At 71.0% G+C, this 16,177-nt stretch carries 8 protein-coding genes; 5 read left to right on the top strand and 3 right to left on the bottom strand.

The window, feature by feature from the left end:
* Positions 1 to 4: 4 nt before the first annotated feature.
* The 3 genes from VZQ01_RS33105 to VZQ01_RS33095 are packed head-to-tail and all read right to left on the bottom strand — an operon-like array spanning position 5 to position 9,501.
* Positions 5 to 1,855, bottom strand: a complete 1,851-nt coding sequence (locus VZQ01_RS33105; protein WP_223745569.1) for a GGDEF domain-containing response regulator — start codon at positions 1,853 to 1,855, stop codon at positions 5 to 7.
* Positions 1,856 to 1,893: 38 nt separating this feature from the next.
* A complete protein-coding gene (gene dapF / locus VZQ01_RS33100) occupies positions 1,894 to 2,745 on the bottom strand; it encodes a diaminopimelate epimerase (protein WP_223745568.1) in 852 nt (283 codons plus the stop codon).
* A gap of 24 nt (positions 2,746 to 2,769) precedes the next feature.
* Positions 2,770 to 9,501 carry a methyltransferase domain-containing protein gene (locus tag VZQ01_RS33095; RefSeq protein ID WP_426745637.1) on the bottom strand — a complete coding sequence of 2,244 codons (6,732 nt, stop codon included), beginning with the start codon at positions 9,499 to 9,501 and terminating at the stop codon, positions 2,770 to 2,772.
* Positions 9,502 to 9,698: 197 nt separating this feature from the next.
* On the opposite strand from VZQ01_RS33095, the gene VZQ01_RS33090 reads away from it, so the two are divergent.
* The 5 genes from VZQ01_RS33090 to VZQ01_RS33070 all read left to right on the top strand — a co-directional run bounded on the left by VZQ01_RS33090 (position 9,699) and on the right by VZQ01_RS33070 (position 16,163).
* Entirely contained in the window at positions 9,699 to 10,424 is a 726-nt protein-coding gene (locus VZQ01_RS33090; RefSeq protein ID WP_426745636.1) for an IF-2 protein, read from the top strand.
* A 453-nt stretch (positions 10,425 to 10,877) separates the two neighbouring features.
* Positions 10,878 to 13,385 carry a ribonucleoside-diphosphate reductase subunit alpha gene (locus tag VZQ01_RS33085; protein WP_426745635.1) on the top strand — a complete coding sequence of 836 codons (2,508 nt, stop codon included), beginning with the start codon at positions 10,878 to 10,880 and terminating at the stop codon, positions 13,383 to 13,385.
* 202 nt (positions 13,386 to 13,587) lie between these two features.
* Positions 13,588 to 14,598: a ribonucleotide-diphosphate reductase subunit beta gene (locus tag VZQ01_RS33080; RefSeq protein ID WP_223745564.1), complete on the top strand. Its 1,011-nt coding sequence runs from the start codon at positions 13,588 to 13,590 to the stop codon at positions 14,596 to 14,598.
* A 392-nt stretch (positions 14,599 to 14,990) separates the two neighbouring features.
* Positions 14,991 to 15,185: a hypothetical protein gene (locus VZQ01_RS33075; protein ID WP_426745634.1), complete on the top strand. Its 195-nt coding sequence runs from the start codon at positions 14,991 to 14,993 to the stop codon at positions 15,183 to 15,185.
* A gap of 300 nt (positions 15,186 to 15,485) precedes the next feature.
* Positions 15,486 to 16,163, top strand: a complete 678-nt coding sequence (locus VZQ01_RS33070) for a site-2 protease family protein (protein WP_267700169.1) — start codon at positions 15,486 to 15,488, stop codon at positions 16,161 to 16,163.
* The last annotated feature ends 14 nt before the right edge of the window (positions 16,164 to 16,177 follow it).

The raw sequence follows: 16,177 nt of genomic DNA, 5'->3' as shown, positions 1-16,177 counted from the left end.
CGTATCAGTAGGGCTGCAGGTCGTACTCGGCCTGCAGCTTGGAGATGAGCCCGTCCACCACCGCGGTGTCCGAGGTGTGGAAGCCCCACGTCGCCCCGCGCCCCCGCCGCTGGATGAGCGCGTACGCCGCGCTCTCCGACAGCCAGAGGATGAACTCGTGCCGCGCCACCCGCTCGTCGCCCTCCAGGAACACGGGCGTCAGCGCCGGGTGCGACTCCAGGTCCATGCGCCGGCCCAACAGGTAGATGCGCGAGGACAAGTCCGGCGGCGCCGACTCCAGGCCCGCGGCGATGGGCAGGTCCGAGCGGATCTCCGGCCCGCCCACGTACAGCAGGCCGCGCGAGCCCGGGTCTCTCATCAGCTCGCGGGCGATCTCCGCCTGCAGCTCGTCGAAGAGCACGTCCGCCACCTTGCCCCGGCGGCTGGGCTCGGCGCGGTCATCCACCGGCAGCTTGGGGCTGTTGGGCGTGCCGAGCAGCAGGTCCACCTCGTCCCAGAACGGCAGCCCGTCCAGCATCAGCCGCCGCTGCAGCGACGCGCGGCGCTCGTCCATGCGGCGCCGGCAGCGGTGCACCAGCTCGTCGAAGTCCTCCCCGTCCTTGGGGAAGGTGCTCGCGCCGCCCACCAGCGCCAGGGGCAGCCGCTGCTCCACGTCCTGGACCTCGGGCTCCTCGCGCACCGCCGCCACCGCGCGGCGCACGAACATCATGGCCCCGAAGAAGTCCGTCTCCGGCAGCAGCAGGTAGAACTCCTGGTCGCTCGCCTTCGCGATGACGTCCGAGTCGCGGATGATCTTGCTGAGCGCCTTGATGATGCCGCGCACCGCCTTCTTCGCGTCCGCCGCCCCCTGCCGCACCCGCACCAGCGGCAGGTTGTCGATGGAGAACGTCAGCAGCGAGAAGGTGCGGCCGTAGCGCCGGGCCTTGTAGATCTCCTTGGACGCGTAGTCGGTGAAGTAGCTGAGGTTGTAGGCCGCCGTCTCGCGGTCCCTCAGGCCCAGCCGCTGCAGCGCCATCATCCGGCGGCCGTTCTTCACGCCCACCGCGGCGAAGTCCGCCAGCACGCGCGCGTCGCGGGAGTGCTCCTGACGGAAGTCCCCGGCCAGCGGGTCGGACAGCTGCGCCAGGCCCACGATCTCCCCCGTGGCCATCAGCGGCACGTACAACACCGCCGAGCGCTCATCCCGCGCGAACCAGGGCTGTGCGTCCTTGAGCCGGCTGGCCAGCGGCCCCTCGGGGCTCATGCGCTCGGCGAGGAACTGCTTGTCGAGCAGGCCCCGGTACGCGCGCAGCACCAGGTCACCCCGGTCATCCAGCACCCACAGCGCGGCGCTCTGCGCGTCGCACACCGCCGACAGCTCCGAGATGATGCGCTCCTGCAGCCACTCCAGATCCGACTGGGAGATGAGCTCCAGGCAGCGCTGGTGCAGGTTGTGGAAGCGCGCGAACTCCATGTTCTCGTCGCGCAGCTGGGCCCGCTCCTTGCGCAGGGCGGCGCGCTCCAGGGCGCGGTCCACCGCGAGCACCAGGTCCGCCTCGTCCACGGGCTTGGCCAGACAGTCCGCCGCGCCCGAGCGCAGCGCCATCTCCGAGCCCTTGATGTCGGTGCGCTGGCTGACCAGGATGACCTCCTGGTCCGGGTCCCTCTCGCGCAGGCGCGCGGTGAGCGCGAAGCCGTCCACGCCCGGCATCACCACGTCGGTGATGACCAGGTCGAAGGGCGTGCGGGCCGCCTCCTCGAGCGCGGCCGTGCCGTTCTCCACGCAGACGACGCGGTGCCCATGACGGGCCAGCATGTCGCTGGCGAGCTGGCGGAAGAACAGGTCGTCGTCGACGACGAGAATGGGACCGGCCACGCGCTGTCTGACCCGGGTGCGAAGGGGGAGGTCGGAGGTTACCGGCCCCCAGCAAGCCCGACAACGCCCTCGAAGACGAAGGCGACCGGTCCCCGGAGGCGGATGTCGGACAGGTCGGCGGGCACGCGGATGCCCAGGTCGCCTCCCGGCAGGGTGACTCGCAGCCAGGTCTCGGGGGGCAGGCGTCCGGCCAGCACCGCCGCCACCGCGGACGCGCACGCCCCGGTGCCACACGCCTGGGTGAGGCCACAGCCCCGCTCCCAGACGACGACGGTGAGCCCATCCGGCTCCACGCGGACGAACTCCACGTTGGTGCGGTCCTGGAAGGAGGGATGCCGCTCCAGCTCGGGCCCCAGCCTCGGCGCGTCCTCCAGCGGCCTGTCGAGCAGGACCAGGTGCGGGTTGCCCATGCTCACCGCGGACGCGCGCAGCTCGGGGTGTCCGGGCAGGGGCGTGTCCAGGAACGGACGCCCCGTGGCGCCCGACGGGAGGTTCGGGGCGACGAGCCGTGCCGGCCCCATGGAAATGTCCACTGAGACCACCCCGCCGTCTCCGTAGCCGGGCATGCAGGTGAGCACTCCGGCGCCCGTCTCCACGTCGATGCGCGCGGGCGTCTCCGGGGAGTGGTCGACCAGGTACTTCACCGCGCAGCGCAGGCCGTTGCCGCACATCTCCGCGATGCTGCCGTCGGCGTTGTGGACGACCATGCGAGCCAGGCCGTGCTCGGAGGGCAGGAGCGAGAGCACACCGTCCGCGCCGATGCCCAGGCGGCGGTCGCACATCCAGCGTGACGTGTCGGCGTCGATGTCCACCCCGGACCGGCGACGGTCCAGGACGACGAAGTCATTGCCCAGACCCTGGTACTTGAAGATGCGCTCGCGTGCGTCCACGAGCGCAATCCTAGTCGCGGAACGTCACTCGCGCTCGTCCGCCTTTTTCGGCGGCGAGGGGTCGGGCATGTCGAGCGCGGGCACGGCGGTGCGTGGCGGCTTGACCTGGGGGATGGTGGGCGTGCGGACGGGGATGCCGCCCGGGGGCGTGTGCACCACGCCCGTGCGCCGGGACAGCTCGCTCTTGACGGCCTTGAGCTCGGCGTTGGCGCGCTCGTAGATGTCCTGGACGGGGTTGGCGCCGGTCCGCGCCGTCTGGCGGCGCAGGGTGGCCAGCTCCGTCTCCTGGGCCTCGAGCTGGGTCTGGAGCGAGTCCACCAGGGACTGGAGGTGCTCCATCTCCGCGGCCATCTCCAGGACGGCCTCGGGCTGGGAGGAGGCCTTGAGCGCCTCGGTGGCAGCGAGCAGCTCGTTGCGCTCGGCCTCGATGGAGGACAGGCGCGCCTGCTGGTCCTTCACGAGCGACTCCAGGCGCTCACGCTCGTAGCGGTCCTTGAGGAGCTCCTGCTTCTCGGCGGTGAGGGCCTGGGCCTGGTCCTGGAGGCGCGTCAGCTCCGTGCGCAGGGTGGCGAGACGGTCGGACGTGGAGCCGTCCTTCTGCTGGAGCTGGCGGCGGGCCTCGTCGAGGGACTCGGAGAGGCGGGTGCGCTCGGCGCGCTCGGTGTCGAGCATGCGGACGGCGTCGGTGGACGCGGTCTCCATGGCGGTGATGCGGCCTTCCAGGCGGACGCGCGCGGCGCGGGCCACGGTCAGGTCGGACTGGAGGCGCTCGCGCTCGGCCTCGGCGCGGGCTGCGCGCTCCTGGAGGGACTGGAGGGAGGCGGCGCTCTGGGTGGCGGCGGACTCCAGCTCGGAGAGACGTGCTTCGAGCTCGGCGCGGCGGGACTCGAAGCCGGTGGTGGCCTCTGTCAGGCGGGCCTCGAGGGCGGCCTTCTCCGCGAGCCGGGCATCGCGCTCCTCGCGCAGGCTGGCGGTGCTGGACTCCAGCTCGGCGAGCCGCGACTCCAATACGACGCGGCCCGCGCGCTCGGTGTCGAGCTGCGACGTGCTGTCACGGAGGTGGGACTCCAGCTCGGCGCTCCCCATCCGCGCGGCCTCGAGCAGCGCCGCGGACTCCGTGAGGCGGGAGGTCAGCTCGGCCAGCTCCGCGCGATGGGCCTCGAGCTGCTCGGAGGTCTGCGTGATGCGGACATCCAGCGCGGTGCGCTCCGCGCGCTCCGTGTCGAGCTGGGACGCGACCTCCAAGAGTCGGGCCTCCAGGGTGTTCCGCTCCGTCCGCTCGGTATCGAGCCGCGAAGTGGTCTCGGTGAGCCGCGCATCCAGCGCGGTGCGCTCGGCTCGCTCGGCGTCGAGCCGCGAAGTGGTCTCGGAGAGCCGGGCATCCAGCGCGGTGCGCTCGGCTCGCTCGGCGTCGAGCCGCGTCGTGGTCTCGGAGAGCCGGGCATCCAGCGCGGTGCGCTCCGCGCGCTCGGTGTCGAGCTGCGCGGTGGTGTCCGCGAGTCGCGCGTCCAGGGTGTCCCGCGCCGTCTGGTGCGTCTCCAGGTGCGCGGTGAGGTCGGCGAGCCGGGCATCCCAGTCCGCGCGCGCCTGCTCCAGCGCCTCGGTGGTCTCGCGCAGGCGGGTCTCCAGCGTCGCGGCGCGCGCCTGCTCCGTCCGAGCCGTTTCGGTGACTCTCGCCAGCTCGGCGCGGGTCGCCTCCAGCGAGGCGCGCTCGCTCTCAAGCGTGCTCTCCATCGCGGTGGCCTTGCCCGCGAAGCGCCGTGCCGTCTCGAGCTGCACCATGAGCAGCTCGGCGTTCTCGCGCTGGGCCACCAGTCGCTCGCGCGCGTCCACCAACTCCGCGTCGAGACGCGCGAGATGCGCCCCACGCTCATGCAGCGCGGCCATGGCGCGCTGGAGCTCCATCCCCAGGCGCATCACCTCCTGGCGCGCGGCCATCAGATGGGTCAGCTCACCGCGAAGGTCCAGCACCTCCTGACGGGTGGCCTCCAGGGTGTTCTCGGTCTTCTCCAGCTCCGCCTCGCGCGCGGTGGCGGCCTCGGCGAGCTTCGAGGCCTGGGCCTCGCCTTCGCGCACCTGCTCCCGCAGACGCGCCATCTGGGTCTGCAGCTCTTGCAGCGTCCAATCCCGCTCGGAGAGCTGGGCATCCACGGCGCGCTTCGCGGCCTCGGACTCGCCCAGGGACGTCTCGAGCGAGGACAGCCGGGCCTCCAGGGCCTCGCGCTGCGCCAGGGTCGAGGCTTCGACCTGGGCGCGATCCGTCTCCAGGCGCTCCACCGACTCGCGCAGCGACTGCTCACGGCTCGTGAGCTCCGCCAGCTCCGCGCGGACTTGCGCCAGGGCCTCACGCTCACGAGTCAGCTCCGCGCGAGTCGCCTGTCCACCTTCCTGCTCGGTCGCGAGGGCCGCACGGACCTGGGCCAACGAGGCCTCCAGCTCGGCGCGAGCCGTCTCCTCGGCGGACAGCGAGTCCCGGGTGCGAGCCAACGTCGCATCCACTTCGGCGCGAGCGCGCTGCTCGGCCTCGAGTCGTTCGTGGACGCGCGCGAGCCCGGCCTCACCGTCACTGCGCTCCTGACGTTCGATCTCCAGCTCCGCGCGGGTGGCGGCCAGCGCCTCTCGCTCCGAGGACAGCTCGGAGACCAGCGCCTCGCGAGCCTCTCGCTCCGCCGTGAGCAACCGGCGAGCCTCCGCCAATGAGGCCTGGGACTGGAGTTCATTTTGTTCCAACGCCTCGCGAGCCTGCACCAGCGACGCAGACTCCCGGGTGCGCTGCTCGACTTCCGACTCGAGTTGGAGCCGCGCCGCGGACAGCGCCTCGTCCGCGCGGGCCTTCAGCGCCTCGATTTCGGCGATGCGGGCCAGCGCCGCCTCGAGCTCCGCCTCGGCACGAGCCTTCTCGTCGGACTCCTTTCGAGCACGAGCCTCGACTTCGGCGAGCGTGGCTTCGACGCGGGCTCTGTCTTCTGCCTCCTTCTGAGCACGAGCTTCCGCCTCGGCGAGCGCAGCCCCGGCCTGCGCCCGCTCTTCGGCCGCCCGCTGAGCGCGGGCCTCGACCTCGGAGAGCGCCGCCTCGACGCGAGCCCGGTCCTCAGCCGACTTCAGAGCACGGGCCTCGACCTCAGAGAGCGCCGCCTCGACACGAGCGCGCTCCTCCGCCTCCTTCTGAGCACGAGCTTCCGCCTCGGCGAGCGCAGCCCCGGCCTGCGCCCGCTCTTCGGCCGCCCGCTGAGCGCGGGCCTCGACCTCGGAGAGCGCCGCCTCGACACGAGCCCGCGCCTCGGCCTCCTTCAGTGCCCGAGCATCAACAAGAGCCTTCTCTTCAGCCTCCGTCCGAGCTCGAGCCTCGACCTCGGCAAGCGACGCCTCGACGCGAGCCCGGTCCTCAGCCGACTTCAGAGCACGGGCCTCGACCTCAGAGAGCGCCGCCTCGACACGGGCCCGCGCCTCGACCTCATTCAGCGCGCGGGCCTCGACCTCGGAGAGCGCAGCCTCGACACGGGCCCGCTCCTCGGCCTCCCTCAGAGCCCGAGCCTCGACCTCGGAGAGCGCAACCTCGACACGGGCCCGCGCCTCGGCCTCCTTCAGAGCACGGGCCTCGACCTCGGAGAGCGCAGCCTCGACACGAGCCCGCTCCCCGGCCTCCTTCAGAGCCCGAGCTTCCGCCTCGGCGAGCGCCGCCTCGGTACGAGCGCGGTCCTCGGCCTCGCGCCGAACCCGCGCGGCCACGTCGGCAAGCGACTCCTCGACCCGGGCCTTGTCCTCGCCACCCTTCCGAGCGCGCTCCTCCGCCTCCGCGAGCGACGCCTCGATGCGAGCCTTCGCATCCACCTCCCGCTGGACGCGCGCCATCGTCTCGGTGAGCTCGGCCTCGACCTCGGAAGCACGAGCCTCCGCCTCGACGAGCGAAGCCTCGACACGGGCCCGGTCCTCCGCCTCCTTCTGAGCGCGGTCCCGAGCCTCGGCGAGCAACTCCGCGACCCGGGCCTTGTCCTCGCCCTCCAGGCGCAGACGCGTCTCCGCCGCCTCGACCCGAGACCGCTCCTCCTGGAGGCTCGCCTCGACCCGCGCCTTCGCGTCGCTCTCGCGCGACAGCTCGACGCGAAGCTCCGCGAGCATCGCCTCGACCTGCCCGCGCCGCTCGGACTCCTCCTGGAGTCGAGCCTGGGCCTCCGCCAGCGTGCCCTCGACGTGGGTGCGCTGCTGGCCCTCGCCCTGGAGTCGCCCCTGGACCTCCGCCAGGGACTCCTCGGCCCGGGTCCTCCGCTGGAGTTCCTCCTGGAGCTGGACCTGCACATCCCCGAGCGCAGCCTCCCACCGCGCGCGCCGCTCCGCCTCCGCGTCCAACGCCTCGCGGCTCTGCACGAGCGCCTGTCGCGCCTCGCTCAGCCCCGCCTCGGCCTCCGCGAGCGCCGCTTCCGAAGACTCCCGGCGCGCCTTCTCCGTCTCCAGCTCCGCGCGCAGCACCTCCAACGCGGAGCCCGACTTCAACCGTCCCTCCCGCTCGGCCTCGAGCGTCGCCTGGACCTCCGCCAGCGAAGCCTCCAGCGTCGCCCGCCGCGCCACCTCCGCGTCCAGCGCCTCACGGGTCCGCGCCAGCGTGGCCTCGGCCTCCACGAGCCGCTGCGTCGCGCTCTCCAGCTTGCCGCGAGACACCCGCAGCGCGTCCTCGACCGCGGCGCGAGCCTCGCGCTCCTGGTCCAGCTCGCCGCCCACCCGCGCGGCCAGCGCCGCCGTGGAGTCCCGCTCCTCCCGCGCCGTCTCCAGGTCCGCCTGCGCGGCCTGCAGCGTCGCCTCCAGTTCCTCCGCGCGCGCCGACTCCTCACGACGGGAACGACTGAGCGAGGAGACCTCCGCCTCCAGCTCCACCACCCGCCGCACCAGCGCCTGACGCTCGTCCTCCAGCTCCCGCTTGCGAGCCTCGGTCTCCGCGCGGATGGCGGCCTCGGTGCGAGCCTCCTCCCCCAGCACCTCCACCCTGCCCCGCTCGGCCTGGAGCTCCCCCTCCAGCGCCGACAGCCGCGCCTGGAGCTGGGCACGCTCCGCCTCCAACGTCCCGGCAAGCCCCGCCTCGACCCGGGCGCGCTCCTCCTCCAATCCGGAGATGCGCACGCGGGCCTCGTGAAGCGACTCCTCCAGCTTCTGGGACGTCGCCCGGGCCAGGGCCTCGCGCTCGGTGAGCGCCGCCAGCTCGCGCGTCAGTCGGGCCTCGCGCGCCTGCGCGGCGACGAGCTCCGTCTCCTGCCCGCGCCCCTCGGCCTGGAGCGCCTCCAGCCGGGCCTCCGCGTCCCGCCGCGAGCCCTCGGCCGACGCCGCCCGCAGCGACGCCTCCGTCAGCTCCCGCGTCGCGCGCGCCAGCTCCGCTTCCTTCAAGGACAGGGCCGCCGCCGCCTCGCGCGCGGCCTCCTCGGCCCGAGCCGTCCCAATCTTCAGGTGCTCCACCGCCGCCAGGGCCGCCGAGTACTGCTCGGCGATGCGCAGCTCCCGCTCCCGCGCGGCCTCCGCGGCCCGGCGGCGGTCCTCCACCTGCTCCCCGGCGCGCTCCGCCACCAACCGGTCCTTCTCCCGGTCGATGCGCAGCGTGGTCAGCTCATCCTGCAGCTCACGCACCTGCGTGTACGCCGCCGTCAGCCGCTCCCGAGCCTCCTCCAGGGACGCGGCCTGCTCCTCACGCCGCGCGCGCTCCAGCCGGAGCGTCTCCTGCCCCGCGAGCAGCTGGACACCGGCCTCCGCCTGCGCCCGCTGCGCCGCCTCCACCTCCAACCGCTGCGCCGTCAGCCGACGGTCCGCGTCCCCCAGCCGCTCGTGCGCGACCTGGAGCTCCAGCTCCCGCCGACGCAGCTTCCCGGCCAGGTCATCGCGCTCGCGCTGCGACTCCGGTGTGCCCCGCGCCTGCTCCAGCTGCGCGGTGAGCCGGGCCACCTCCTCGCGCGCCTCCTCCAACACCGGCTTGAGCGAGGCGACCTCCTCCTCGCGCGCCGTCAGCTCGGTGCGAAGCCGCGTCAGCGACTCCTTCAACCGCCCGCTGCGCTCCTCCCAGGACTTCGCGCGGGCGACCACCTCATCCAGCTTGCCCCGCGTGAAGGCCAAAGGCTCCGGCGGCAGCTGCACCCACGTGGGGTCCACCACCCGCGCCGGCTCCAGCCCCGCCACCACCACGAAGTACGCCGCCTCGCTGGTCTGCACCAGCGAGCCATCCACCTGCAGCCCATCCCCCTTCTCGAACGCCAGCTGGTACCCCAGCACCGGCGACTGCGTGGCCACCTCCACCTGGGGGAAGTGCACGTTGAGCGCATCCAGGAGCAGCCCGTACGTCGGCGGCGGCGAGCCCTCCTCGGCCTCCAGCAGCTGCGGCAGCGCCAGGCCCGCGATGTTGCGCAGGCCGCCCACCAGGAAGCCCTGCTTCGCCACCAGCCGCGCCAGCTCCGCGAGCAGCTCCGGGGCCCGGACGTACGGGGCCAGGTCCGCCACCATCACCACGTCGAAGCTGCCCTGCTCGAAGTCGTCGTAGATGTTGGCGCGGTAGCGCAGCGTGGGCCCACCGTGCGCCTTCTGCGCCGCCGACACCGCCTTCACGTCCGCGTCGCACGCCACCACCGCGCGCGCGCCACGCTCCAGCAGGAAACGCGCGCTCTCGCCTCCGGTGGAGGCCACCGCGTCGACCTCCAGCACCCGGCGGCGCGCGAAGAGGCTCTCGGCGAAGATGTAGCGGGGCAGCAGTTCACTGGGCCCCATGCGACGGAATGTGTGATGCATGGGTGTGTTCGGGGGTAGGAGTATAGCCGTGGGCCTCCGCGCCCCAAGGAAAGCGCCAGGCCACACGGTGGCCCCGGCGCCCGGACGTCAGGAGAGCAGGCGACATGAACGGAGCGGCACAGCAGGGCTTTGGCTATCGCGCACGGCGGACCTTCACGCGGTTGCTCGTGTTTTTCCTGATTATTGGACTCGGAGGCGTGGTCGTCTTCCTCCTGTCCCAGCTCAACGCGCGCACCTTCACCCTGGCCCCCGTGGACGGGCAGCTCGTCGTGATGAAGGGCCGCATGGCCCCCATGGGCGCCGTCCCCTACCGCCCCGGCGACCCCCGGCTCGCGGACGCCTACGCCCCCATCCCCCTGGAAGGACAGGACGTGATGGCGCTGACGATGAACAAGTACACCGAGCGTGACGAGCTGGACCGGGCCCTCTTCCCCCTCCTGGAGTCCCTGGCCCGCCCGCGCATCAACTCCGAGGAGCCCGCCAAGGTGGAGCAGGGCCTGTACTACCTGCGCCGGGCCGAGAAGCTCTCCGGCGTCACCGAGGAGCAGCGCCTCACCCTCCAGAAGCTCATGACCGAGGTGGCCTTCTTCCAGGCCCGCCAGAAGCTCGAGGACGCGCGCAAGCTGGTCAGCGACGCCCTGGTCCAGCTCAAGCTCGCCGCCGAGAGCCAGACGCGCCACGCGCGCAGCGCCCACCAGATGCTCACCGTCGTCACCCCGCCCGCCCGGGAGCTCGAGGAGGCCCTCCGCCGCGCCGTCCACACCCTCAGCGGGCCCCAGGAGGTCCCCCAGGCGGCGCCTCCCGCCCAGCCCGTCCAGTCACCCCCACCCGCACCCACACCGACCTCGCCGGAGGGGGCTCCCGAGGGGGCCTCGCCCACGCCGCCGGTCGATTCGGGCGTGGACTCGGGGACGACTCCCTGAGAGGGGCGCGCAACATCCGTCCTCCCAGGTCCGATTCGGGGCGCTTCGTACGGAGCGTCTCCGGACCTGGGACTCAGTGTTGTGAGGAGAACGTGACGGAGACCGTTGGAGATCGATCATAGATTGCAAGGGACGGACCTACCCAAGCACTAGATCTCGCGTTGACACCAACGGGTGCCCCCCATACCTTGTGCCCGGTCGACGACGCCCCACCATTCCGGTGGCGTCCCAAAGGGCTCAGGGAGGGGTTGTGGTTTCTTTACACACAGCAATCTACCCCGTATGTCGCCTGTGCCCTCCGGTCGCCTTGAGACCGTAGGTCCGCTGCGGTAGAGCGGGCCTTGTTCCCTACACATCCGTGCAGTTGTTTTCGTGGCCCGGGAAACCCCTCCCAGGGCAAGCTCCCCGCTTGTCCCTGTGGCCACGCCATCGCCATTTTGGAGTGAGCCGCTCGTGAACTTCGAGACGCCCGTGAAGCCCGCCTCCGCGCCCATGCCTGTCCCTCCCGCCACCCCCGGCCAATCCGGACCGAGCGCGAGTGCGGCACCCGTCGCGGCCCCCGAGCCCACGCAGAGCGAGTTCGCCCCCACCACCATGCGCGTGCGCAAGCGCAACGGCACCGCCGAGTCGGTGGACCTGAACAAGATTGTCCGCGCGGTGGGCAAGAGCTGCGTGGGGCTGTCGCGCGTGGACGTGATGCGCGTGGCCACGAAGACCATCTCCGGCCTCTATGACGGCGCCACCACGCGCGAGCTGGACAGCCTGTCCATCCAGACCGCCGCCGCGCTCATCGTCGAGGAGCCCGAGTACGCGCGCCTGTCCGCGCGGCTGCTCGCCACCTTCATCCAGAAGGAGGTCAGCAACCAGGACATCCACTCCTTCAGCCAGTCGGTGGCGGCGGGCCACAAGCACGGCCTCATCGCGGACCGCCTGCTGCAGTTCGTCCAGGCCAACGCGCGCAAGCTCAACGCGGCCATCGACCCGTCGCGCAATGACCTGTTCGAGTACTTCGGCCTGCGCACCGTCTACGACCGCTACCTCCTGAAGAACCCGCAGACGCGCGAGGTGCTGGAGACGCCGCAGGAGTTCTTCCTGCGCGTGGCGTGCGCGCTCAGCGGCGACAACGCGCGCGAGGCCATCGAGCTGTACCGGCTGTTCAGCTCGCTGGAGTACCTGCCCAGCTCCCCCACCCTGTTCAACTCCGGCACGCGCCACGAGCAGCTCTCCAGCTGCTTCCTGTTGGACTCGCCGGCGGACGACCTGGACGCCATCTACCGGAAGTACTCGGACATCGCGATGCTGTCCAAGTTCTCCGGCGGCATCGGCGTGGGCTACCACCGCGTGCGCGCGCGCGGCTCGCTCATCCGCTCCACCAACGGTCACTCCAACGGCATCGTCCCCTGGCTCAAGACGCTGGACGCGTCCGTGGCCGCGGTGAACCAGGGCGGCAAGCGCAAGGGCGCGTGCTGCGTGTACCTGGAGACGTGGCACGCGGACATCGAGGACTTCCTCGAGCTGCGCGACAACACCGGCGACGACGCCCGCCGCACCCACAACCTGAACCTGTCCAACTGGGTGCCGGACCTGTTCATGAAGCGGGTGGAGACGGAGGGTGAGTGGAGCCTCTTCGACCCGAAGGTGGTCCCGCACCTGACGGACCTGTACGGCGCGGAGTTCGAGAAGGCCTACGTGGAGGCGGAAGGCGCGGGCCTGGCGATGCGCAAGGTGAAGGCGCGGGACCTGTACGCGCGGATGATGAAGACGCTCGCCCAGACGGGCAACGGCTGGATGACCTTCAAGGACATCTGCAACCGCAAGAGCAACCAGACGGGCCGTCCGGAGAACGTCATCCACCTGTCCAACCTGTGCACCGAAATCCTGGAGGTGACGAGCCAGGGTGAGACGGCGGTGTGCAACCTGGGCTCGCTGAACCTGGGCCGCATGGTGGTGGACGGGAAGTTCGACTTCGAGCGGCTGCGCGCCAACGCCCAGCTCGCGCTCAAGCAGTTGGACCGGGTCATCGACCTGAACTACTACCCCATCCCCACGGCGGCGGACTCCAACCGCCGCTGGCGCCCGGTGGGCCTGGGGCTGATGGGCCTGCAGGACGTCTTCTTCCAGCTGAAGCTGCCGTTCGACGCCCCCGAGGCGCGGGCCCTGTCGAGGAAGATCTCCGAGGAGATCTACTTCGCGGCGCTGACCACCTCGTGCGAGCTGGCCGAGCAGTTCGGCGCGCACCCGTCCTTCCCGGAGACGCGGGCGGCGAAGGGGGAGTTCCAGTTCGAGAGCTGGGGCGTGACGCCGGAGGACCCGGCGCGGTGGGAGGCCCTGCGGGCGCGCGTCCTGAAGCACGGCCTGCGCAACTCGCTGATGATTGCCATTGCGCCCACGGCGACGATTGCGTCCATCGCGGGCTGCTACGAGTGCATCGAGCCGCAGGTGTCCAACCTGTTCAAGCGCGAGACGCTCTCCGGTGACTTCCTGCAGGTGAACCGCTACCTGGTGCGCGACCTCCAGGCGCTGGGGCTGTGGAACGAGTCGGTGCGCAACCGCATCAAGCTGGCCGAGGGCAGCGTGCAGGACCTGACGGAGCTGCCGGAGAACCTGCGCGCCGTCTACCGCACGGCGTGGGAGCTGCCCATGCGCTCGCTCATCGACATGGCGGCCGACCGCGGCGCCTTCATCGACCAGAGCCAGTCGCTCAACCTCTTCGTGGAGACGCCGAACATCGGCAAGCTCTCCTCGATGTACTTCTACGCGTGGCAGAAGGGGCTGAAGACGACGTACTACCTGCGCTCGCGTCCGGCCACGCGCATCGCCAAGGCGACCATCGCCGGCAACGGCGCCACCGCGACGGCGCCCGTCACGCCCGCCCCCGAGGCCAAGGCCGCCAAGGTGACGGACGCGGAGGCCGTGGCGTGCTCGCTGGAGAACCCCGAGGCCTGCGAGGCGTGCCAGTAAAGAGGTCCTGATTCACAGACTTTTCGTCCTGGCGAGCACGCGTTCTCACGCGTGCTCGTTTTGTTTTGTGCGGGTGTGTCACGCACGGTGCGGAACCCGCATGAAGGCGCACGTAAGCAAGAGTTGTCAGGCGTGCGACCGCCGCGGGAATCGGTGGTCGCGGAGGATCCACGCAGCAGCCTGCATGGTATGGATCGCGCCCATGCTGCTCGAACCCGGCCTGAACCTGACGCTGCGTCCCATGGCGTATCCGGTTTTCTTCGAGATGTACCGGAATGCCATCAAGAACACCTGGACCGTGGAGGAGGTGGATTTCTCCACGGACCTGGTGGACCTCCGCTCGAAGATGACGGACGCGGAGCGACACCTCATCCACCGGCTGGTGGCCTTCTTCGCGACGGGCGACAGCATCGTCGGCAACAACCTGGTGCTGAACCTGTACAAGCACCTCAACGCGCCCGAGGCGCGGATGTACCTGTCGCGTCAGCTCTACGAGGAGGCGCTGCACGTCCAGTTCTACCTGACGCTCTTGGACACGTACGTGCCGGACCCGGGTGAGCGCGCCAAGGCGTTCGCGGCCATCGACAACATCCCCTCCATCCAGCGCAAGGCGCAGTTCTGCATGAAGTGGATGGACAGCATCCACGACGTGGACGCGCTGAAGACGAAGGAGGACCGGCGGCGGTTCCTCTTGAACCTCATCTGCTTCGCGGGCTGCATCGAGGGGCTCTTCTTCTTCGCGGCCTTCGCGTACGTGTACTTCCTGCGCAGCAAGGGCCTGCTCAACGGGCTCGCGGCGGGGACGAACTGGGTGTTCCGCGACGAGAGCGCGCACATGGCGTTCGCCTTCGAGTGCATCCAGGTGGCCCGCAAGGAGGAGCCGGACCTCTTCGACGCGAAGATGGAGCGCGACGTGGAGGCGATGATTCGCGAGGCGGTGGAGTGCGAGACGCAGTTCGCGCAGGACCTGCTGAGCGGCGGCGTCGCGGGCCTGTCCGTGCAGGAGATGCGGGGCTACCTGGAGTACACGGCGGACCAGCGGCTGCAGATGCTGGGCCTCTCCCCGGTGTTCAAGACGAAGAACCCGCTGTCCTTCATGGACCTGCAGGACGTGCAGGAGCTCACCAACTTCTTCGAGCGCCGCGTGTCCGCCTACCAGGTCGCCGTGGGCGTGGGCGCCGCGGGCGACGTCGTGCTCGACGCGACGTTCTGAGTCGTCTCGACGACGGGCCCGAGCACGACCGGGCCCGTCGTTCTTCGTGGGAAGTCGTCTCGGTAGAGGCTGACGGCGCACCTCCTGGCGCCTCGCATCCCGAAACGACCCGAGACCTCCGGGCACGTCGAAACAGACCCCACCCGGGCGGTTGTCTTTGACGTCGCGATGCCACGCCCCCGCGGGCACGACGTGGTCGAGAGACAGAAGACCCCCATCACGTACGGCGGTCCCGAAAGGCCACTTCGGCTCGACTTGCGCTGAACCCTCAATCCCCCCACAAGAGACAGCTCAAACAGAAGACATCCATCACCATCCAGCGGATGGCGCACGACACCGTGTCCCGACACGTCGCTGTCGTCGGCGAAGCCCTGCTCCGCGAAGAGGTGACCATGGCCGTCAGCACTGGAAAGCTCATCGACCCCGGCGGCTGCGCCGCCTGTTCCATCGAGCTGACGGTGCCTTCAGGCACACAGGGCCTCGAGCCGCGCTTGGCCATCGCCCAAAGCTGGGAGCGGATGACCCATGACGCGCCCCCGTGGGACTTGAAGACCCACGCGCGCTGGACGAGCGGCGACACCTGGTAGTCCTATAGTTATGACCACGACGCCTGGGACAACCAGACTCGCATCGAGCTGCCGGGACAGGGCGTCATCACCGAGTCATTCGACTCCGACCTCCATGCCTACCTCAGCAAGCGCCTGCTGCCGCCCCTGAGGAGACCCCGAGCGCGCGCCAGCCCCTGCACCAGCATGGCCGCCACGCATCACCTCCGGACGCAATCCGAGACATCGGCGGCACGTCGACGAAGCACGGGCGGGTGTCCATCGGCGGAGCGCGCCCGCGGTGAATCCCCCGGGTGTCACGTGATAGACAGGGGGCACACCATGGACCGCGCCGCCCTGCTCTTCTGGCTCTGGATGCTCTTCTTCACCGTCAACGCGCTGTGGGCGCTGAGTCAGGCGGCCGTGGCCAGCTCATTCGGCGTCCGGCCCACGCTGGTGAAGCTGGGCGTCGGCCCGCGACTCTTCACCCTGTCACTCGGTGGCATCCAGTGGGCGCTGCGGCCCCTGGTCCCCTTCGGCAGCGCGGTGAGCTTCGAGGACCCGACGCAGGACGCGGCGTCCTCGAAGGCGCCGGCCGACAACCGCCTGCGCCAGCTGCCCGTCGCGCGGCACGCGGCCACCATCGTGCTGCCGTGGGCCGTGCTCGTCGGAGTCGCCATGGCCTGCCTGGGCCCTGGTGAGGGCCTGCGCCACTTCGTCACCGGCTTCGCCCTGCCCTTCCAGGTCTCGCTCCTCCCGGAGCGAATCGAGCGCTTCGTCGCCGTGCTGCGCGACGGAGAGCTCCTGCGCGCCTGGGGTCTGCTCAGCGCCAAGGTGGCCGCCGCCAACCTGCTGCCGCTGCCCGTGCTCGCGGGCGGCTCTCTCGTCATGCTCCCGTGGCGCAACCAGCGCGAGCGCGTGCCCGTCTGGGCCGCGAGCCTCAACCTGCTGATGATGGCCTTCGCGCTGCCCTGGGCCTGCTACGTCGTCTACCTGCTGGGCGCCGCGCTCCTCCGCTGAGGGCGCCTGGAGCG

The sequence above is a fragment of the Myxococcus faecalis genome, from assembly GCF_050039385.1.
Lineage (GTDB): Bacteria > Myxococcota > Myxococcia > Myxococcales > Myxococcaceae > Myxococcus > Myxococcus fulvus.
The sequence above is the reverse complement of the archived record's forward strand: the minus strand, read 5'-3'. Positions and strand labels throughout refer to the sequence as shown.